General features: G+C 49.2%; 17 protein-coding genes. 13 read left to right on the top strand and 4 right to left on the bottom strand.

The window, feature by feature from the left end; genetic code table 11:
• Positions 1 to 14: 14 nt before the first annotated feature.
• From OCV29_RS11670 to citS, 4 genes are all read right to left on the bottom strand, one after another.
• Positions 15 to 1316 carry a sodium ion-translocating decarboxylase subunit beta gene (locus OCV29_RS11670; protein WP_073604614.1) on the bottom strand — a complete coding sequence of 434 codons (1302 nt, stop codon included), beginning with the start codon at positions 1314 to 1316 and terminating at the stop codon, positions 15 to 17.
• Positions 1317 to 1330: 14 nt separating this feature from the next.
• Positions 1331 to 3151, bottom strand: a complete 1821-nt coding sequence (gene oadA / locus OCV29_RS11665) for a sodium-extruding oxaloacetate decarboxylase subunit alpha (protein WP_073604613.1) — start codon at positions 3149 to 3151, stop codon at positions 1331 to 1333.
• A 38-nt stretch (positions 3152 to 3189) separates the two neighbouring features.
• Complete coding sequence (locus OCV29_RS11660; RefSeq protein ID WP_073604612.1) at positions 3190 to 3438, bottom strand: OadG family protein; 249 nt, start codon at positions 3436 to 3438, stop codon at positions 3190 to 3192.
• Positions 3439 to 3511: 73 nt separating this feature from the next.
• Positions 3512 to 4855 carry a citrate/sodium symporter CitS gene (gene citS, locus OCV29_RS11655; RefSeq protein ID WP_073604611.1) on the bottom strand — a complete coding sequence of 448 codons (1344 nt, stop codon included), beginning with the start codon at positions 4853 to 4855 and terminating at the stop codon, positions 3512 to 3514.
• A 246-nt stretch (positions 4856 to 5101) separates the two neighbouring features.
• On the opposite strand from citS, the gene citC reads away from it, so the two are divergent.
• The 13 genes from citC to fhuB all read left to right on the top strand — a co-directional run bounded on the left by citC (position 5102) and on the right by fhuB (position 21978).
• Positions 5102 to 6184, top strand: coding sequence for a [citrate (pro-3S)-lyase] ligase (citC, locus tag OCV29_RS11650; protein WP_073604610.1), 1083 nt, complete (start codon positions 5102 to 5104; stop codon positions 6182 to 6184).
• Positions 6185 to 6259: 75 nt separating this feature from the next.
• Positions 6260 to 6556 carry a citrate lyase acyl carrier protein gene (gene citD, locus OCV29_RS11645; RefSeq protein WP_073604609.1) on the top strand — a complete coding sequence of 99 codons (297 nt, stop codon included), beginning with the start codon at positions 6260 to 6262 and terminating at the stop codon, positions 6554 to 6556.
• Positions 6553 to 7428 (top strand): citrate (pro-3S)-lyase subunit beta, encoded by an 876-nt coding sequence (gene citE, locus OCV29_RS11640; protein ID WP_073604608.1) that lies wholly within the window; start codon positions 6553 to 6555, stop codon positions 7426 to 7428. Before citD ends, citE begins: the two co-directional genes overlap by 4 nt.
• Before the next feature lie 109 nt (positions 7429 to 7537).
• Positions 7538 to 8980: a citrate lyase subunit alpha gene (gene citF, locus OCV29_RS11635; RefSeq protein ID WP_073604629.1), complete on the top strand. Its 1443-nt coding sequence runs from the start codon at positions 7538 to 7540 to the stop codon at positions 8978 to 8980.
• Positions 8977 to 9585, top strand: a complete 609-nt coding sequence (citX, locus tag OCV29_RS11630) for a citrate lyase holo-[acyl-carrier protein] synthase (protein WP_084193391.1) — start codon at positions 8977 to 8979, stop codon at positions 9583 to 9585. Before citF ends, citX begins: the two co-directional genes overlap by 4 nt.
• On the top strand, positions 9566 to 10528 hold the full coding sequence (gene citG / locus OCV29_RS11625; RefSeq protein ID WP_084193395.1) for a triphosphoribosyl-dephospho-CoA synthase CitG: 963 nt from the start codon (positions 9566 to 9568) through the stop codon (positions 10526 to 10528). Before citX ends, citG begins: the two co-directional genes overlap by 20 nt.
• Before the next feature lie 257 nt (positions 10529 to 10785).
• The gene (locus OCV29_RS11620; RefSeq protein WP_073604607.1) at positions 10786 to 12426 is read left to right on the top strand and encodes a methyl-accepting chemotaxis protein; all 1641 of its coding nucleotides are present in this window, start codon (positions 10786 to 10788) and stop codon (positions 12424 to 12426) included.
• 363 nt (positions 12427 to 12789) lie between these two features.
• The gene (locus tag OCV29_RS11615) at positions 12790 to 14430 is read left to right on the top strand and encodes a methyl-accepting chemotaxis protein (protein ID WP_073604605.1); all 1641 of its coding nucleotides are present in this window, start codon (positions 12790 to 12792) and stop codon (positions 14428 to 14430) included.
• A 253-nt stretch (positions 14431 to 14683) separates the two neighbouring features.
• A complete protein-coding gene (locus OCV29_RS11610) occupies positions 14684 to 16678 on the top strand; it encodes a methyl-accepting chemotaxis protein (RefSeq protein ID WP_073604604.1) in 1995 nt (664 codons plus the stop codon).
• Positions 16679 to 16997: 319 nt separating this feature from the next.
• The gene (locus OCV29_RS11605) at positions 16998 to 17852 is read left to right on the top strand and encodes a helix-turn-helix domain-containing protein (protein ID WP_073604626.1); all 855 of its coding nucleotides are present in this window, start codon (positions 16998 to 17000) and stop codon (positions 17850 to 17852) included.
• A gap of 276 nt (positions 17853 to 18128) precedes the next feature.
• Positions 18129 to 18944 (top strand): ABC transporter ATP-binding protein, encoded by an 816-nt coding sequence (locus tag OCV29_RS11600; protein ID WP_073604603.1) that lies wholly within the window; start codon positions 18129 to 18131, stop codon positions 18942 to 18944.
• Positions 18935 to 19996 carry an iron-siderophore ABC transporter substrate-binding protein gene (locus OCV29_RS11595; RefSeq protein ID WP_245796911.1) on the top strand — a complete coding sequence of 354 codons (1062 nt, stop codon included), beginning with the start codon at positions 18935 to 18937 and terminating at the stop codon, positions 19994 to 19996. Before OCV29_RS11600 ends, OCV29_RS11595 begins: the two co-directional genes overlap by 10 nt.
• Positions 19993 to 21978 (top strand): Fe(3+)-hydroxamate ABC transporter permease FhuB, encoded by a 1986-nt coding sequence (fhuB, locus tag OCV29_RS11590; RefSeq protein WP_073604602.1) that lies wholly within the window; start codon positions 19993 to 19995, stop codon positions 21976 to 21978. Before OCV29_RS11595 ends, fhuB begins: the two co-directional genes overlap by 4 nt.
• Positions 21979 to 22064 lie beyond the last annotated feature (86 nt).

Genomic DNA, 22064 nt, shown 5'->3' with positions numbered 1-22064 from the left:
TTCCTTCATTTTCATTAGCCGAGTACGTATTTAATCATAACACCGGCTGCGACAGCTGAACCGATAACACCGGCAACATTTGGTCCCATCGCATGCATCAGCAGGAAGTTTTGTGAGTTTGCTTCCAGACCGATCTTATTCGAGACCCGTGCCGCCATGGGTACGGCTGATACACCCGCCGAACCAATCAGCGGATTCACTTTCTGTGTACTGAAGCGGTTCATCAGTTTGGCCATCAATACACCAGCCGCTGTACCGATACAGAATGCGACAATGCCCAGTGCCAGAATTCCGATGGTTTGTGGTTGCAGGAATTTATCTGCGACCAGCTTGGAGCCAACCGACATGCCGAGGAAAATTGTCACAATGTTGATCAATCCATTCTGTGCTGTGTCAGAAAGACGCTCAACCACACCACATTCACGCATCAGGTTACCGAAGCAGAACATGCCCAGCAATGGTGTTGCTGAAGGCAGTAACATCGCGATCAACAGCAAGAGCATCAACGGGAAGCAGACCTTTTCCAGTTTGCTGACTTTACGCAGTTGCTGCATGGTAATCTGACGTTCACTTTCAGTGGTTAACGCACGCATAATCGGTGGCTGAATCAACGGAACCAGCGCCATGTAAGAGTATGCTGCAACAGCGATTGCGCCCAGCAATTCAGGTGCCAGCAGGCTGGACACGTAAATTGCAGTCGGGCCGTCAGCACCCCCGATGATACCTACGGCAGCAGCCTGAGCCACGCTGAAGTCCATCAAACCCATGGAGCTCAGGCCGAGCGCACCCAGAACGGTTGCAAAGATACCAAACTGAGCCGCTGCACCCAACAGCAGGGTTTTCGGGTTTGCCAGCAACGGTCCGAAGTCCGTCATTGCGCCAACACCCATAAAGATCACCAGCGGACCCGCACCCGATGCAATAACCACGCTGTAGAACTGATACATCATGCCATCAGTGTACTGATACTGTTCAGCCAGCAGGTGAATATTGGCCAGCTGCGTTGGCGTCGCCAGTGCAAGTGCATGTTTGATATCCAGTGCCGATGTGGTGTCAATTTGCAGCACATTTGCAAAAGCACTCATCACTTCCGGTTTTGCAGCATGCAGGGCACTTTCGACCGCAGACAGTGCCAGTCCTGCATCCGGCAGGTTCGCAAGAATACCACCAAAACCAATTGGCACAAGCAGCAAAGGTTCGAATTGTTTGACAATGGCCAGATACAGCAGAATCAGGCCGACAATGAGCATAATCGCTTGTCCCCACTGGAGGTGGAACAAGCCAAAGTCATTGATTAATGCAGTAATTTTATCCATGTCCCATGTGTTCCTTATGCCAGTTGAAGTAATGGTGCGCCAACTTCAACCGCATCGCCTTCAGAGACATCAATACCTGCAATAGTTCCTGCACGTGGTGCACGGATTTCAGTTTCCATTTTCATCGCTTCCAGAATCAGAAGCACATCGCCTTCTTCAACGGCTTCGCCTGGTTTTGCATGGACTTTCCAGATGTTACCGGCCAGTGGCGCACTCATAGTTTCAGCATCAGCTGCAGCTGGCGCAGGGGTAGGCGCTGCCGGCAGAGAGGAGGAGCCGGCAGCAGCCTGTGGAGCAACCTGTGTGACGTCACCGCCTTCGCTGACCTGAACAACATAGCTCTGGTTATTGACTGTGATGGTGTAAGTTGCGTTTTCTGTATTCATCTGTTTTTTCTCTGATTTCTTGTTAGTTTTTGACTGTGAATTTGCTGATTCAGCTTGCGGTACCGGCTCAAATGCATCCGGGTTGCCACGATTTTCAAGGAACTTCCAGCCGACCTGTGGGAACAGGGCAACGGTCAGCACGTCATCAATTTGATCTTTAGCCAGTTTGACCTGCTTCTGAGCCGCTTCTTCAGTCACCTGAGTGATTAATTGTTCCATTTCCGGCGCAATCAGATCTGCCGGACGACAGGTAATGGCTTCTGCACCTTCCAGAACGCGTTCCTGCAATGCCTGATTGACCGGCGCAGGTGTGCGGCCGTATTCACCTTTCAGAACACCCGCGGTTTCTTTGGTGATGGTCTTGTAACGCTCACCCATCAGCACGTTCACAACGGCCTGAGTGCCGACAATTTGTGAGGTGGGTGTGACCAGAGGTAAGTTCCCCAGTTCTTCACGCACCCGTGGGATTTCCAGTAAAACTTCGTCCAGTTTATCGGCTGCATTTTGCTGCTTCAGCTGGCTTTCCATATTGGTCAGCATGCCACCCGGAACCTGAGCGACGATAATGCGGGAATCGGAACCTTTGAGCTGACCTTCGAAAGCAGCGTATTTTTTACGGACTTCACGGAAATAAGCTGCAATTGATTCCAGCGCAGTGATATTTAATCCGGTGTCATAAGGTGTTTCTTTCAGCGTTGCAACAATCGATTCAGTCGCCGGGTGACCGTAAGTGCCACTCATGGAAGAAATCGCTGTGTCGACCCGGTCAACACCGGCTTCAATCGCTTTCAGAATTGTCATATCTGCCATGCCAGCTGTTGAGTGGCAGTGCAGGTGCAGGTCAACATCGACTTGTTTCTTCAGGGTAGAAACCAGTTCAGAGGCTTGATACGGCGTCAGGATTCCGGCCATATCTTTTATTGCAATAGAGTCAACGCCCAGTTCAGCCAGTTGCTGAGCCACGTCAATCCAGGTGTTCAGGTCGTGTACCGGGCTGGTGGTGTAACACAGGGTTCCCTGTGCATGTGCGCCCTGTTTTTTCACTGCGGCAATTGCCTGTTGCATGTTGCGGGGGTCGTTCATCGCATCGAATACCCGGAATACATCCATTCCGTTTGCGACGGCACGCTCTACAAAACTATCGACCACATCGTCAGCATAGTGACGGTAACCCAGCAGGTTCTGACCACGTAATAACATTTGCAGTGGTGTTTTTGGCATCGCTTGTTTCAGCAGACGCAGTCTTTCCCATGGGTCTTCACCCAAAAAGCGGATGCAGCTGTCAAATGTTGCGCCACCCCAACATTCCAGCGACCAGTAACCGATGTTATCCAGTTGTTCTGCGATTGGCAGCATATCGTCGATGCGCAAACGGGTGGCAAATAAAGATTGGTGTGCATCACGTAATACGACGTCGGTAATGCCAATTTTTTTTACTGATTCAGACATGAATTCTTTTTCCTTTTACAGCAAATTTTTCGAATTTCTTATGAAGTCATTTTTTTGTGATGGACCGCAGCAGCAATCACAGCAACCAGCTGTTCATCGTTGGCTTTAGGTTGTGCTTTTTGCCGGGAGCCAGCAGATGCAGGCGGCGGTGTCGGAGCAGGCTCAAACCTGGCCAGCACGCCAGACATCCCTCTCATAGCAAAAACCAGAAAGACCAGAAAAGTAAAAACAAACCCCATCCCAAGTACGAGCAGGTTCAGTCCTTCAGCGAATAAATTGGTATTCATTGAATTCTCCCGTAGATAAAAGCCAAAAGAGAGCAGCCCCCAGAGGTTCTGCTCTCCGTCAAATAAAAGTGGTTTAACCGCCTAACATACCGAATACGATACTTGCGATAACCAAAACAATACCGCCACCCAAACGGGATGAGATTTGTGCATAAGACAGCAGGCTCATCCGGTTTGAAGCAGCCAGTACTTCAAGGTCACCAGAACCGCCACGGTTTGCCATACACAGACCCGCGGTGATTGAAGATTCAATCGGGTAGAAGCCCATCACCCAGCCACCAAGTGCCGCACCGAAAATTGCACCACAAACAATCAGAGACGCAATGATCAGGTTGGTGAAATTCAGTGCATTAATGATTTCACCCAAATCGGTATAAGCAATCCCTACACCCACCATCAGCATCCACAACATCTGTTTAGAGAAGAAGTTTGCCAGACGTTTTGCGCCTTCTTTCATTTCTTCAGTACAGATGCCACTTGCGTTGATGATAGCAATCAGAATCACCATGTAAGCGAATGTGTGAATCTTCACGTTGCCGAAGCCAGGCAGAATGTGTTTTGACAGTGCGTAAGCCAGGCTATAGACAGAAGCTGTCAGCATCAGGCCAATTGCAATTTCACGAGGCGTGATTTTAGGCGTTTCATGCTCTTCCACATCAAAAGATGATTTACGCAGAAGCTCACCGTTACCTGTCAGTGCAGGCATCTTATCGCCGATACCGTTCAGAACGGCAGCTGCAACAATCGCGACAATGTTAGCAATGGTCAGAATTGCAATAGCAATTGAGTAATACTGTTCTTTCGAACCGCCTGTCACCGCTTCGTAGATTTCAGACAGTGGAATTGCACCGGCACCGTTACCGCCACCCATAATAGGCAGTACATACAGCATCATGATGCGATCCAACGGAATGCCGAAAATCATGCCGCCGATAATCCCCAGAATTGACGCACCTGCAACAGCGGCCAGAATCGTTGGAATATAACCAACCAGAGATTTCAGCAGTAATTTACGGTTGACCGCCAGTATAGAACCTGTAATCAGAACCGCAATGAAAAGATCCAGAAAATCTGTTTTCTTCATCACAGAACTTACGGTAGATATTTCTCGTTGTGTCAATAAGCCTGCGTGAACAAACCAGGCAGCGACTAAAAAGATCATCACAGGTGCACCACCGATATATTTATTAAATATCGGTAAACGTTTTCCTATTTCACCAAACAGAGCACCAATTACAAACATAAAACCAAAACCACCGACAATATTTTTAGGCAGGGTGTCAGTAATATGTACAATAAATGTGATTAAAAGCAGGAAGAAAAATACAGGTAATGAAAGTCCGAATATTTTAATATTTAACAGACTATTAGAACCGGCATTTTGACCTTCGTTCATCGTTAGCGTTTTTTGATTCATCGTATTTATTTCCAAGTTGATGTAACCAGACCTAATTTATAATTTTAAAAATATCCCTACTGTGAGTGTGATCATCGAAATTTGTGGAATAAAAATAGATTTATGAACTTAATGAATTTAATTGTCCAGAGTTAAAAACATTAAATTCATAAAGGTTTTTTAGTGAGAAAAAATAGTTGACATTGATCATTACATTTCATCCTTGTTTGACTCATTATGCACTCATTGAGAGACGGAGATAGTTTGATGCCTGACTTACTTCTTAGTAGGGTCAACAACAGACAACAGGATAAGTTGTCGGAGATAGCCGACTTTCTGGATGGCTTTGATCTCCTTATCGACAAGGATGTTGAGTTTTTTGTTGTTGCTTATTCCAGAGACACTACATATGCCGGAGAATCTGCTGGTTCAAAGGATAAAATTGTCGCTTGTGGTGGTATTGCCGGTAATATTCTGAAATCCATTGCCATCTCCCCCGAATTGCATGGCACGGGTTTTTCACTGACGTTAATGACTGAGCTGACGAGTCTTGCTTATGAGATGGGACGTTACCATTTGTTCCTGTTTACCAAGCCTCAGAATGTGAAGTTGTTTCGTCAGTCCGGCTTTTTTCCTGTTGAGCAAGCTGATGATAAACTGGTTTTATTAGAAAACAGTCAATGTAGTCTGAAAAATTACTGTCGAAAATTAAATCAGAAAAAAGTAAGTGGGAATAAAATAGGCAGCATTGTGATGAATGCCAATCCATTTACATTGGGCCATCAATATTTAATTGAACAGGCTGCAGGTGATTGTGACTGGTTGCATTTATTCGTTGTAAAAGAAGATTGTGAATTTTCCTATTCAGATCGTTTAGAAATGATTAAACAGGGAACAGCACATATTCCAAATATTACGATTCATCCTGGTTCGAATTATATTATTTCAAAAGCAACATTCCCGACTTACTTTATTAAGTCTCAGGGTTTGATTGATTTTTGTTATACAGCTATCGATTTACAAATATTCCGGAAATATATCGCACCTGCACTGGGTATTACACATCGCTATGTGGGTACGGAACCTGAATGTGTGGTGACCCGTCATTACAATCAGCAGATGAAACACTGGTTATTCTGCACTGAGATCAGCGCGCCGCAGATTGATGTGGTTGAAATTTTGCGCCGTTCTGTCAACGACCAGCCGATCTCTGCTTCCACCGTGCGCAAATTATTGGATAAGGGGGATAATGATGGTCTTGCCTCATTTTTACCCCGGACGTCGATTGATTACATCCGCGAAAATCTTCCTCAGAAGATACATCGTCGTGGTGCAATTGTAGCAGCCTGAGGCCGGATAACCCCGGGCTGTTCTGAAACAAGTTCAGTTTGTTCTGAAACAAATGAGTGAAGAAAAGGTTTTTCAATGAAGATAATACGACCCGCCTATGCCGGGACACTGGAGTCCAGTGATTTACAGGTCCGGATTACGCCGAACCCTGAAGGAGATATTGAGATCTCTTTAGACAGCACAGTACAGAAGCAGTTTGGTGCAGAAATCGAACGTGTTATCCGTGAAGTGCTGAGCCATATGGGTGTCAGTGCTGCGACTCTGGAAGTAGAAGATAAAGGTGCTTTGGATTGTGTGATCAAAGCCAGGGTGCAGGCTGCCATTATGCGTGCAGCAGACAGCAATGATATTCAGTGGAGTACATTATCATGAGTCAATTACGTCGTAGCATGCTGTTTGTTCCGGGCGCGAATGCAGCGATGCTCAGCAACACTTTTATCTACAAACCTGATGCAATTATGTTTGACCTTGAAGACTCGGTATCTTTGCGTGAAAAAGATACGGCCCGTCTTTTAGTTTTTCATGCTCTTCAGCATCCGCTTTATCAGTCTGTTGAAACCGTTGTCCGGGTGAACCCGCTGGAATCTGAATTTGGTTTGCATGATTTACGCGCAGTCGTTCGTGCCGGGGTAGACGTTGTACGTTTGCCAAAAACCGATACGGCAGAAGACGTGCTGGAAATGGAACGTCATATCCGTGATATCGAGCGTGCCTGTGGCCGTGAAGTGGGCAGTACCAAAATGATGGCTGCGATTGAAAGTGCAATGGGTGTGAACAACGCCGTTGAGATTGCTGGCTGTTGTCCGCGTCTGATCGGGATTGCTCTGGGTGCAGAAGATTACGTACGTAACCTGCGCACACAGCGCTCACCGGAAGGCACTGAATTACTCTTTGCCCGCTGCACAATTCTTCAGGCAGCCCGTGGTGCTGGCATTATGGCATTTGATACCGTTTATTCTGATGCAAATAATGAAGAAGGCTTCCTGCGTGAAGCTGAGCATATCAAGCAACTTGGTTTTGATGGTAAATCACTGATTAACCCGCGCCAGATTGAAATGATTCATAACGTTTTTGCACCGACTCAAAAAGAAGTTGATTTTGCCAAACGCGTGATTGAAGCGGCTGACGAAGCACTGGAACAGGGGCTTGGTGTGGCTTCGCTGAACGGTAAGATGATTGATACACCGGTCATTGAACGGGCACGCTGGACACTTGAGAAAGCAAAAACTGGAATTAAGCAATAAGGCAGTCTCTCACATGAAAGAATTTGAATCAGAGCAAAAAACAGGTCATGCAGCGCATCTTCATTGTGTGCTTCCTGCATCATTACGTCCTTTCAGCGATGCGAATGCCATGACACCTCACTTAGCTGATGCAGAGCAAAAGCTTCAGCGTAAACTGAAACCAACCCTGAAGCAGGCCATCATCGATGCGGGTCTGAAAGATGGGATGACGGTCTCTTTCCACCACTCGTTCCGTGGCGGTGATAAAGTGATCAACATGGTCATGGATGTGATTGCAGAGATGGGGATTAAAAACCTGACGCTGGCATCCAGTTCGCTGACTTCAATCCACTCGCCCATCGTCGGTCATATTAAAAATGGTGTGGTTGGTAAAATTTATACTTCTGGTATTCGTGGCGAACTGGGTGAAGCCATTTCAGCCGGTTTACTGAAAGAGCCGGCTCATATTCACTCTCACGGTGGCCGGGTTCATCTGGTCCAAAGTGGTGAACTGAGCATTGATGTTGCGTTTATCGGTGTGCCTTGCTGCGATGAGTTCGGTAATGCGAATGGCACTCAGGGTAAATCACGTTGTGGTTCTCTGGGTTATGCCAAAGTCGATGCACAGCACGCGAAGCACGTTGTGATGCTGACTGAATCACTGGCGGCTTATCCGAATCATCCTGCGTCGATTACTCAGGATTATGTGGATGCAGTTGTTCAGGTTGAAGAAGTGGGTGATCCGGCGAAGATTGGTGGCGGTGAAACTCGTCTGACATCTAATCCGCGTGAACTGCTGATTGCCAGAAGAGCAGCGGATGTGATTATCAACTCCGGTTTCTTCAAACAGGATTTCACACTGCAGACCGGTTCAGGCGGTGCGTCTCTTGCCGTGACCCGTTTCCTTGAAGATGAAATGGTACGTCAGGGCATTACAGCAGAATTTGGCCTGGGCGGTATCACTTCAACCATGGTTGCACTTCACGAAAAAGGGTTAATTAAAAATCTGCTTGATGTGCAGTGTTTTGATGGCGGCGCAGTGGATTCACTGTCACGCAATCCGAATCATATTGAAATTTCTGCCAATGAATATGCGAACCCATCGTCAAAAGGTGTGGCCGTTGATCGTCTGGATGTGGTCATCCTCAGTGCACTGGAAATTGATACCCAGTTTAACGTCAACGTTATCACCGGCTCTGACGGTGTGATTCGTGGTGCTTCTGGCGGCCACTGTGACACAGCTGCTGGTGCAAACCTGGCAATCATTGTTGCACCACTGGTTCGCGGACGGATTCCGACGGTCGTTGACAAAGTCCTGAATGTTGTGACTCCGGGCCAGTCCGTTGATGTACTGGTTACAGACCATGGCATTGCTGTGAACCCGAATCGTCCTGAAGTGAAAGCGCTTCTGGAAAAAGCGGGTCTGCCTGTCTTTGATATCGAAGCTCTGGCAGAGCGTGCAACGATGCTGACCGGAAAACCAGCGCCGATTGAATTTGATGATCAGATTGTCGCCTATGTACGTTACCGCGATGGCTCGGTCATTGATGTGATTAAAAAGGTGAAAGAATGACAGATGCTCGCAATGAACAGACCGTCAGCCTGAAGGCTGACGATCATGCCACTGCCAGCCTCGCTACACCGGCCCGTGATCACGGGCCGGTCGTCGGGCTTGAAGCAGTGCTGGCGAATAAAGAAGCCAGAGTGAAACGACAACGGGACTGGCTGAAACGTCATGGTCTGCCGTTGGTTTCATTTTCTGTGAATATGCCGGGTCCGGAAAAGATGACCGGTATTTCCAAACAGGTTTTTCAGCAAGGTGTCAAAGCGATTGAATCATCCTGTAAAGAACAGGGTTGGCTGGTTGCCGGTGAACAGATTCTGTTGCAGGAAACAGGGCCGGAAGGCATTTTTGCGATTGATTGCCGCAGCGCCATGATGCTGAAGAAGCTGATGATCACGATTGAAAGAAGTCACCCGCTGGGCCGCCTGATGGATCTGGATGTACTGGATGAATCCGGCAAAATTATTTCCCGTAAAGGGCAACAGATGCCACGACGTAAGTGCCTGATCTGTGATGACGATGCGGTTGTTTGCGCCCGCTCCCGAAAACACCCGCTGGATGAGTTAATGCTGCGGATTAAAGAGATAGTCAATGATGAGCAGTGTTGCGGTTAATCTGTTAACAAATCCGGCTGTATCCGGACAGTCTGTACCGGTGGATGCTGCGGGTGACAGATACTTTTCACTGGTTGCTGAGCTGGCTTATCATGCCATGTTCGTTGAAGTTCATCTGACACCCAAGCCGGGGTTAGTTGATCTGTTGACCAATGGCGCACATAACGATATGGACGTGCCGTTGTTTGAAGCCAGCGCAACAGCTATCCGGCCTTATCTGATGAGGTTTCTGGATGCCGGTTTACAATTTTCCTCTCAGGCAGCAGATGGTTTGCTGAGCGTGCTTCGTCCTGTCGGACTTGAGGCTGAACAGGCGATGTTTGCTGCGACAAATGGCGTGAATACACACAAAGGCATGATTTTTGGTCTCGGCCTGATTTGTGGTGCTATTGGCTGGTTACGGGGCAAAGGGTTAACGGTGAATGCGCTTTATATCAGCCGCACCATCAAGCGTTGTTGCGACTGTCTGGTGATGGACGAGTTGAAACGTCGTTGTCATCAATCCACAAACAAGCCTGCCGCTGCGGAAACGCATGGCGAATTTCTTTACCGCGAATATGGCCTGACCGGTGCCCGTGGTGAAGCTGCATCCGGTTATCATACCATTATCAGTCACAGCCTCCCGGCTTATGAACAGGCGATTGCTGACGGTTATTCCGTTGAGCAGGCATTGTGGCAAACAATGCTGGTCCTGATGGCAAACAATGAAGATACCAATGTGGTCTCGCGTGGCGGGATGCACGGGTTGCGGTTTGTCAGAACGGCAGCGCAATCCCTGTTGTCTCAGGGCGGGTGTGCTTCCCCGGACTTGGAAGCTTCACTCATTCAGTTAGATAAAATCTTTACTGAGAAGCGATTAAGTCCCGGCGGCAGCGCGGACTTACTGGCCATGACCTGGTTATTGTCACAGATCGATATTCTGGACAGAACCGGTACATATTAATCCGTATTGACTGGCGTTTTTCTGTTCCGTTTTCTCATAAGGTGAGAATCGTTCCATTTCTGATCATGACGTTTTGTGTAAATGATTGCTCTGTCAGCACAAAAAGCGTATAAAACACGGCGTATATTCATTTAAGTGAATAAAAATGATAGCAAATTTTGGTTTGACCAAATATTAGTCTGGAAAACGGCTTTGTAAGTATGGGCTGAAAGAGGGCTGTAGCAAATACAGACCTGTAAAAGGAGTGCATTTTAGTGATGAATAACCTGACGTTAAGAACCCGGCTGATTATTGCCGTTTTAGTGCCATGTCTTGCCCTGATTATCATTGGTATCTCCAGCCTGGTAAGTATGTCTTTCATGCAGGATCAGGCGACTCGTTTATATGTCAATACGGCTGCACCAATGCGGTCTGTGGCCGAGGTATTATCCCGTATTCCCCGCATGCGGGTCGGTATCGACATGATGCTGCTTCAGGAAACCTCATTACGGGATGAAAAAGGGGTCCAAACCCGCGTCCGGGAAGCCAGAAAAGAAGATATTCCGGAAATGCGTAAAGCGATGCAGGCCGTGGTCTCGGCACAAACAAATCCGGCACTCCGGCAGCGTGCTACCCGTCTGCAGGATGATTTTGAGCGTATGGTCAGTGAAGAGCTGACCCCGATGCTGCGTGCTTTTGAGCAGAACGATATTGATACGGCGAAACAAATCTATCGTCAGCACTACGCAAAAACCTATGGCAGGATGCGTAAAGAAGCGAACAGTATGATGGATGATTTGTTACGCCAGGCCAGTGAGCATTATCAGCACAGTCAGGAAAATTACCAGTCGGGCTGGCGTAATCAGTGGCTGATGATTGTTCTGGCGCTCGTCATTTGCACGGCCATTTCCTGGTTAATTATTGCCCGCCTGCGTCAGCGTGTGAATGTTCTTCAGTCAACAATGCAGGAGGCGGCACAGTCAAAATCGCTGTTCCTGAGAGTCCGTCTTGAAGGAAAAGATGAGCTGACCCAAATCGGGGAAAGCTTCAATCAGTTTATCGGCAGTGTGCATGAATCTATTCAGCAGGTGACACAGGATGCTCAGGAGCTGGCTGTCGTTGCAGCTGAAACCGCACAACGGGCACAACAGACACAAACGAATTGTACCGAGCAGCAGGACCGGACAGTACAGGTCGCAACAGCGATCAACCAGCTGGGAGCAACCGTGGGCGAGATTGCATCGAATGCAGCCAGAGCTGCTGATGTCGCTAAAGAAGCTGCCAGTTTGTCAGGCAATGGCCGGCAGATCGTCAGTGCAGCTCAGGTACATGTCGGCGAGTTATCGGATGAGCTGACCAAAAGCTCAGATGTGGTCTCTTCGCTGGCGACTCAGGTTGACGAAATCAGTTCAACGCTGGATACCATTCGTAGTATTTCAGAGCAGACAAATCTGCTGGCACTGAATGCGGCAATTGAAGCGGCACGGGCCGGTAATCAGGGCCGCGGATTTGCTGTGGTTGCCGATGAAGTCCGCCAGCTGGCGAATCATTCATCGACTTCAACCGAAGAAATTCAGGTGGTGATTGACCGGTTACAGGCTGAGTCGCGCAAAGCGGTATCGAGCATGGCATCCGGCCAGGCTCTGAATGCGCAGGTGGTGAGTCATGCCGGCAGCACCAATGACGCTCTGGTTCAGATGAATGAGCATATTGATTATCTCAGTGAACAGAGCGTTCAGATTGCTGTGGCTACTGAAGAACAGTCAACCGTGGTTGAGGATATCAACCGCAATGCGACAGAAATTAACCACTTTACCGCGCAAACCACACAAATCGCCAAACTGCTGAATGAAGACAGTGTGCGCCTGCAGGCGTTATCCGCTGAGCTCAAAATGCTGGTGGGCGTGTTCCGGTTGTAGTGATTTTTGACGGTTGATTTTAAAAAGTTTGATTACCCTTTTCTTTGATAATAAAGAACCCCGGTTTGACCGGGGATTTTTTTATCCGGCCGTGATGACTTTTCGGGTGCAAATTTTGTCCAGCCCCGAAGTTTTCTCTGTAAATCCCCTGATACCAAAAATATCCTGATGATATTTTTGTAATTATTCGCTGTGTGCATGATAATAAAGTATGCCCGGTTGCTCACATATCGTTTTTGCTGTGGGACTTTGATGGAACTGATGCCGGGAATCCATGGAATGTTCAGCTTTTTGGATGAAAGGATCGATGAGTTGTCCTCAAATAAATGGCTTTATACCTTATGATTAGGAGTTAGTTTTGTCATGAATAACCTGACATTAAAAAGCCGGTTGATTCTGGCCGTTCTTATCCCGTGTATTGCTTTGATTGCTGTGGGGTTGTTTAGTCTTTCTACCACATCTTCGATGCAGACTCAGGCGTCACAACTTTATGTCAATACCGCGGCCCCGATGCGATCCGTTGCGGAGGCTTTATCACGGATACCCCGGATGCGTGTCGGAATTGACATGATGCTGCTTCAGGAAACCTCTCTGCGGGATCAAAAAGGGGTGAAAACGCGTGTGCAGGAAGCCCGGAATGAAGACATTCCTGAAATGCGTAAAGCAATGAAAGATGCGGTTGCTGCGCAGATTGATCCTGAAATGAAAAGGCAGGCTCAGGGCGTACTGGATGAATTTGAACGTATGGTCAGAGAAGAGCTTGAGCCAATGCTGAAAGCATTTGACAGCGGTGATATTGATACGGCTAAGCATATCTACCGTCATCAATATGCCAAAACATACGGAAAAATGCGTAAAGAGACCAATAAAATTCTGGATGATCTGTTAAAACAAGCTGATCAATATAACCATACCAGTAAGGTAAAATATGAATCCGGGCGTCAGAATCAGCTGATTGTGATTGCGCTGGCGCTGGTAATTTCAGCCGGTATCGCATGGCTGATTATTGCCAATATGCGAAAACGGGTGCAGGCATTACAAACAACAATGAGAGAGTCGGCGCAGTCGATGTCACTGGTGTTGCGGGTCAAGCTGGATGGTAAAGATGAGCTGACCGACATCGGGGATAGTTTTAACCAGTTCATCGGCCGGGTTCATGAAGCCATTATGCGGGTCGCACAGGATGCGCAGGAGCTGGCTACGGTGGCTGACCAGACCGCACAGCGCGCCCGGCAAACCCAGTCGAACTGTTCTGAGCAGCAGGATCGCACAGTACAGGTGGCCACGGCGATCAATGAATTAGGGGCAACAGTTTCTGAAATTGCCTCCAACGCAGCGAATGCTGCGAGCGTAGCCAAAGAGGCGGCTGAATTATCTGGTAACGGGAGTCAGATGGTGCATTCTGCTCAGGGGCAAATTGGTGAATTGTCTAATGAGCTGACCCAAACCTCCGGCATTGTGAGCACACTGGCCAGTCAGGTGGAAGAAATCAGTGAAACGCTGAATACGATTCGGGGAATCTCAGAGCAGACCAATTTACTGGCACTCAATGCAGCAATTGAAGCGGCACGGGCCGGAGAACAGGGACGCGGATTCGCCGTGGTTGCTGATGAAGTCCGCAAACTGGCGAACAGTTCATCTGCTTCTACTGAAGAAATTCAGGCAATCATTGACCGGCTGCAAACTGAATCTCACAAAGCGGTGACCAGCATGCAGTCCGGACAATCCCTGAATGAAGAAGTGGTCAGTAATGCCGGTGTCGTGCAGGGCGCGCTGGAACAGATTAACCAGCATATTGATCATCTCAGCGATCAGAATACCCAGATTGCGGTCGCGACAGAGGAGCAGTCCACTGTGGTTGAAGATATTAACCGCAATGCAACCGAAATCAATGAGTTCACGTCAGAAACAACCGATATTGCCCGGAAAATGAGCGAGGACAGCTCCCGGCTACAATCCTTATCTTCTGAGCTGAAAAAACTGGTCAGTACATTTCAGCTGTAATGTCGCATGAGACGTCTTTTGGCTGACAAATCCCCGGACCGATGGCCGGGGATTTTTGTATAAGAGGATTGATACCCGCAAGATGCCAGCCCTTCAGATTTATACATTCCGGACACAGCTGCTACGCTTTCATATAAATAAAAATATAAATGACAGTACCCAAATCAACAGAACAGGGATTTTTCGGGTTGTTCGGGTACATCGGCGTTAGATAACTGAAGCATAGTATTCTCAGTTGGCATGGAGAACCAAAATGTCTTTATTAAAAAAACTGAAAGTATCACATGCGATCGGTGTGGTTGGCTTGTTGCCTGTGGCTTTTTTCTTTATATCGGTTTGTCTGCTGGCAAACGGCGTTTTAAAGGAGTGGCATCAGGGAAGAATGATTCAGGATATTACCCGGCTTTCTGATGCACTGGATGACGTCGCGCATCAGTTTGCTGTCGAGCGGGGCCTGACAGCGGGCTTCCTTGGCGCCAAAGGGACCAGGGGGCAGGCTGAGATGCTCAGGCAGCGGCAGATTGCGGATCAGGCGGAAAGCGCATTACGCCGGTTAAGTGCTGATGACTTTCAGGAAATTACACCAGAACAGCTGCGGGTGATGACTGCCGATGTGTTCAGTAAGATGGCGGATAAAACCCGGATTCGCCGTCAGGTTGACTCGCTGGCACCGGATAACGGCGCATTTGCCTTTTATTCAGCGTTAAATACAGCGGCGCTGGATGAAGTCCGGTTCTTAGTGTTTGAAATCGATGATCATGAATTAACTAAAATGCTGGGTTCGCGCCTGAGTCTGCTCTGGATGAAGGAACGCATCGGACAATACCGGGGTGCTTTAAATGGCGTTTTTGCTGCCGGGAAGACGACCGGCAAACGTCAGGCTGAAATTATTGGATTTATCAGTGATGAAGCACACTGGGAAAAGGAGTTTCATGCGCTGGCTTCTCCGGCATTGAAAGCACAGTTCAACCATGCCCGTTTGTCACAGAACTGGCAAAATGTCGAAAGATATACCAAAGCATTTGTGCAGCTCAGAGACTTACAGTCTGTTCAGGGGCCTGAGAACTGGTTTCAGCTGGCCACGCACAAAATTATGCAGGTGAAAGGACTGGCGGATAATATCAGTCAGCAGATTCATGTGATGGCTGATCAGCGGTCTGCTGTGAGCCAACAGCATCTGATGGGCCTTGCCGGTGTGTTTCTGTTTGTGACTTTGCCGGTGCTCTGGCTCATCAGGCTGGTGATTCGTTCTGTTTCCAGCCGGGTGAGTATGATTCATCAGACGCTGGATATGGTCTCGCGGGAGCGGGACATCTCCATACGGATTCCGGAACATGCAGAGGATGAACTGGGAGAAATCATTGGTGCACTCAACATGCATCTGCAACATTTGTCGGAATCTTTTACGATTCTGGCGGATAAGTCTGGTGAGTCGAAGTCCGGTATGGATGAATTATTCCGGAAAGTCCAGAGTGCACTCCGGTCGACACAGATTCAGTTTGATAAGCTGGAGCAAATTGCCAGTGCCGTCGAGCAGATGTCGCTGACCAGCCACAATATTTCCGGTGATATGCAGACGGCCTCCCATGAAACAGAAACGATGCAGCAGCGGGGGGAACAGGGACGTCAGCGGATGAACCATATTCTGAACTCTATTTCTGAGCTGGATCACGAGGTCGGGCTGGGATTTAGCGCAGTAAAACAGATGACGGACCAGACAGCGCTGATTAGTTCGATATTACAGGAAATTGAGTCTATCGCTGAACAGACGAATCTGCTGGCGCTGAATGCCGCGATAGAAGCTGCCAGAGCTGGCGAGCAGGGGCGCGGATTTGCCGTTGTCGCCGATGAGGTCCGGAGTCTCGCACAGCGGACTCAGGGATCCACGGAAAATATCCGCACCATGATTGAGTCTTTAATCAGTGCCAGTCAGTCTGCGCTACATTCCATGGAATCCTGCTCCGGCAAGACAGCCACCACAAGCGGTATCGTGAAAGAAAATGTCGGGATGATGGAAACGCTGTTCTCCTCTGTTGAACGGATTAATCAGACTATTGAACGGGTCGCAACGGCTGCTGAGGAGCAATCTCAGGTCTCTGAAGAAATAAACCGTAATATTCAGGATGTGAACGACCAGGCCCGGCACGTGCTTGATTCCGTCTCAGAGACGGATAACCGGGCGAAGATTGCCCATGAGCATGTCAGTGGGGTATTGGGAGAAATTGCGACCTATCATCTGGCCGGATAACGGGCAGACCTGCCGGACGAACAGGATCTCTCTGGTCTGCACCGGAGAGATTTTTCATTTCAGTCATGCGGGATTTTTATACCCGAACAGGCATAACTCGTCGCTGAAACAGAAATTGAGGTGATTTGAATGACAGGCTGTTAACCCTGAAGTCACTTTATTTTGCAAAATACCAACAAAAAAACCGAATTGATTTAAAAAATAATAGCTTCATGGCTGAGATCAAACTTGTTCTGGTGAAGGTTGGTAATATAACTGTCAATAAGTCTATTAATTGACCATTTCTGGTGTTCCGCAATTGAGTCAGCTGAGGCAGCAAATGTATAAAATTCAGAATTTCAGCCGGGTGGATGAGACAGAATATTCCTTGCCGACCGACAACATTAATTTGTTGTATTACGATTTGCCAAAACATTTCAGTGATGATTACCGTTCTTATGACTCCCCACGTCTGTGCACAATTATTGAAGGTGTTAAAGAAGTCAGCATTAATCAGTCTGAGCGGTTTGTGTATAACTGCAATGATTTTGTTCTGCTGCCGCCGCATTCCAATGTGTACATGTCAATGACGGAATATACCAAAGCACTGGTGTATGAGTTCAGTGATTGTCTGATTGACAAAGTCAGCCAGAAAGTCTCGGAGCATTTACAGATTACGGTCGCTAAAGATATCGAATATTCGACCTTTTTACGTGAGCGGATTCCTGACCGGTTAGGCACACTTCATCGCCGGATTCAGGAAATTATTGTCGAGGAAGATGCCAATATTCATTTTCTGCTGGATTTAACCTGTCAGGAAATTATTTATGAGCTGATGAAAATTAAGGGCTGTTACGACATTATTTATCACCATCAGAATCACCCGATTAATCAGGCGATCCGGATGATGAACTCGCCTGATGGTCATGCGATGACGATTTCTCATATTGCGGAAGAAGTGCATATGTCGCTGTCGGGCTTCAGTCAGAAATTCAAACTGATTACCGATCAGAGCCCGAAAGATTATCTGACCCGCCTGCGGCTGAAAAAATCGAAACAGCATCTGAGAAACCTGTCGGTGACTGATACCGCTTATGAAGTTGGATTTGAGAATATCTCTCACTACATCCGTCTGTTCAGAAAAGAGTACGGTGTGACCCCGAAGCAATATCAGTTAGGTAAATCAGTCAGATAAATCAGTCAGATCAATCAATGAGGTAAAACACGGCACGCAATCCTCATCCCGGATTGAAAGAGGCTCAGCACCAGAGCCATCCTGCTTGTGGTTGTTTTTTATTCAACCATGATTCAGTCCTGTTGCGAAATCTGCCAAATCCAATCAGTTGCTTATTTTCATGTCAGGAATTATCAGTACAATAGTGCGCTCAGTTAATAATGATAATTAAAATAATTCTCACTATTATCCCCATTCGATTGAATCGGGGTGATGATACAAACCGGAGTCCCATTCATGTTTACGTTATCCGACATTGAGATGATCCGTGCCGGGCGGAAGATACTCTCCGTGGCTGAGCTTTCAGTACCGACAGACCAGTTGACCGTGATTCTTGGTCATAATGGTTCCGGGAAATCAACGCTGGTGAGTCTGTTATCCGGACAACAGGCACCGGACCGCGGTGCGGTGCGGCTGAATCAGCGTGATATTCATCAGCTCAGCGCCCGGACACTGGCAAAATCTGTTGCCTTTCTGCCGCAAAAACTGCCGGCCAGCGCCGGTCTGACCGTCCGCGAGCTGGTGCGACTCGGGCGTTACCCGTGGCGGGGCGCACTGGGGCTCTGGCAGCGACAGGATTCAGACATCATTGCCACTGCGATGGAAAAAACCGGCATCAGCGCGCTGGCAGAGGCGTATGTTGATGAACTCTCCGGCGGTGAACGTCAGCGGGCGTGGGTCGCCATGCTTCTGGCGCAGGAATCACCGGTACTGATTTTGGATGAACCAACCTCTGCACTGGATGTGCAGCATCAGTATCAGCTGATGGCGCTGTTATCAGAACTGACCAGCGAGGCGGGGTGCGGAGCCATTGTTATCCTGCATGATCTGAATCTGGCGTTACGTTATGCCACACATATTGTGGCGCTCAAACAAGGGCAGATCGCATTTGATGGTCCGGTGTCGGTTCTGGCTGATGAAAGACGCCTGTCTGAGTTGTATCAAACCCCTATCCGGCTGATTGACCATCCTCAGGAGATTCCTGAATACCCGGGCCATCACGCGGTTTCCGGAGACCTGACTGCCCATAAGGTTGCTGTTGTATGTGTATAGATAAAAAAAACGTTTGCCAAATGATCATGTACTGCCTGACGCTGATACTGGTTCAGGGCAGTCTGTGGATGGCTGTTCCGGCATTTTCAGCGACCTCAATCACGTCTTCAGACACTGCCATCTCGTCTTCAGACACTGCCATCACATCTTCAGATACAGCCCTCTCGTCTTCAGATACAACAATCAAGACGGCAGGTGAAGGGCGGGTTGTAACTGACTCCCGCGGAGAGCACACTTTACCGGGTATTCCTGTCCGGCCAGCGGTTCTGGACTGGAATCTGTTTGAGCAGGTGGTTGAATTAGGCGTTAAGCCGCTGACCATTACAGATGCACCGGCTTACCGGGAATGGGTGGTCAAACCGGCCATTCCACCCGGTACACAGAATGTCGGCACCCGTGGCGAACCTAATCTGGAAAAAATAGCGGCGCTTCATCCGGACCTGATTCTGATCACTGAAACGCAGCAGGATTTAATTCCCCGTCTGACACAAATTGCGCCGGTTTTACTCTATACCAACTTCCGTGCCACGGATAAGCAGGCTGAAGTCGCGATTCGCGAATTTCAGCAACTGGCGCAGGTGTTTGGTAAAACGCAGGTGGCCAGAGAGAAGCTAAAGCAGATGACACAACGTTTTACCGAACTCAAGCAGCAGCTTCAGGCCAGTTTCGGAACACCGCTGCCGGAAGCGGTTGTGATGCGCTTTGCCGATACCACATCAACCTTCCTTTACACGCGCGACTCAATGGCTGACTACGTTCTGCATCAACTTGGCCTGAAGCCCGGATTTTCAGCACCGCCAGCAAAGTGGGGCATTGTTCGCCGGCCCATCACAACCCTGAAAAATATCCGTGAGGGATATGTGCTGTATCTTCTGCCACTCTACGAAGAGAAAAAATTACAACGCTCGGTGTTGTGGCAGGCGATGCCTTTTGTGCGTCATCACCGGGTCAACTCAGTGGCACCTGTCTGGACTTATGGCGGTGCGATGTCACTTCGGTATATGGCGGAAGCGATTACACAGAGTCTGCTTGAGGTTGCTCCTGCATCATGACACGGACAACCCTGATTTCAGCGCTGGGTTTGCTGGGTGTGGCCGCTTTGGCCAGTCTGCAGTTTCAGCAGCCTTTGACACTGACTGCGCAGTGGCATTTGATTTTTCATCCACAGCTGGCGGAGTCGTTTGATGCATTCAATTTCGCCTATGCGCAGTTACCGCGTCTGGTGATGACGCTGGTCGTGGGAGCGATGCTCGGGCTGTCCGGCAGCCTGATGCAGCAGCTGACCCAAAATCCGCTGACTTCTCCGCTGACGATGGGCACCTCATCCGGCGCCTGGCTGGCGCTGGTGGTGATGAGCCTCTGGTGGCCGGATGCGATCGCCGATTACAGTGCGCTTGCTGCGATGGGAGGTGCATTGGGCGCATTTGCCCTGATTTTGTTCATCGCCGGGCTGAACCACATGACGGGAATGCCGGTTGTGATTTCCGGGATGGTGGTGAATATCTTGCTCGGCGCCGTTGCCGGGGCAATGATCTTACTGCATCAGGATTATGCACAAAATGTGTTCATTTGGGGGGCGGGCTCGCTGGCACAAAATGGCTGGGAGCAGGTGCAGTGGCTCTTGCCGCGTCTGTCCCCGGTGGTGCTGATTTTAGTTGTCGCACCCCGGATTTTAACCCTGTTCCGGCTGGGACATGAAAACGCCCAGGCCCGCGGGCTGTCAGTGATTCCCGCTTTCTTCTTTCTGATGACGCTGACCATCTGGCTGGTGTCGGCTGCCGTGACGATGGTCGGACTGATTGGGTTTATCGGCTTACTGACGCCCAATATTGTCCGGGCGCTGGGAGCAAGAACACCACGCACAGAGTTACTGGCCAGTCTGGTATTTGGCGCATTATTGCTGTTGCTGACCGATATGCTGGCACAAGTGCTCACCGTGTGGTTTGGGCAGGTGGTGCCTTCCGGCGTGACCGCCGCTGCGATCGGTGCTCCGGCACTGATCGGGTTCAGCCGCCGCCGTCTGAAAGCGCAGGACAATCTCGCTGTCCGGCTGCCCGGTTCGCGTCACTCGGTTGGTTTGTCTGCGGTGACGGTTCTGATTTTCCTGTTGGGGCTGGGCATTATGGTCAGCTTTTTTTCACAGCCAGACCAACCCGGACTGCATCTGGCAATGCCGGATCACTATCAGTGGCTGTTGCGCTGGCCGCGCGTACTGACCGCATTATCGACCGGGACAGGACTGGCGCTGGCTGGTGTGATCTTGCAACGGATGATCAATAATCCACTGGCCAGCCCGGATATTCTGGGGGTCTCTGCCGGGGCAACATTCGCGCTGGTGTTTGCCAGCCTGTTTATGGGGCAGTCACTACTGGCCGGGCAGTGGGGAACCGCGATGACCGGCAGCCTGATTGTGCTGGGCCTGTTAATCATCTTCAGCAAAAAACATCATTTTGCACCGTCAGGTGTGATTCTGACCGGGATTGCACTCAGTGCGTTGCTTCAGGCATTCGTGCAGTTTTGTCTCGCGGGCGGTAATCAGGACAGTTACAGCATTTTGCAGTGGCTGGCGGGTTCGACTTACCGGGTACAGCCTGAACAGGCATTGTGGTTATGTGCGCTGGTTTCACTGATGTTGATCCTCAGCCTGGCCTCATCACGCGGACTGACATTACTGACGGTCAGCCGGGGATTTGCCCAGGCCCGCGGGCTGAACACAGCGTTGATGTCGCTGCTGCTGCTCTCACTGGTCGCCATGTTGTGTGCCGTGACAACTGCGACCATGGGACCGGTCGCCTTTGTTGGTTTAATTGCGCCGCATCTGGCCGGTTTGCTGGGAGCGCACCGGGTGAAACAACAACTCCTGCTGGGCAGCCTGATTGGCGGGGTTGCCATGGTATGGGCGAACTGGCTCGGGCAGGTACTGGTCTACCCGGCGCAAATCGCTGCCGGAACGCTGGTGGCGATTCTGGGAGCGCTCTATTTCCTCGGTTTGCTGATCTATAACCGGATGACACAGCGCTCCGGGCTGGTTTAGCTATCGGGTGGGTTTTTTCCTGCGACCGACCCGAATCATGCTGCTTATTCAGTAAGTTCTCACTTCTTAAGAAAGTCTTAAGTCTT

This window comes from Vibrio aerogenes, assembly GCF_024346755.1.
GTDB lineage: Bacteria > Pseudomonadota > Gammaproteobacteria > Enterobacterales > Vibrionaceae > Vibrio > Vibrio aerogenes.
The sequence above is the reverse complement of the archived record's forward strand: the minus strand, read 5'-3'. Positions and strand labels throughout refer to the sequence as shown.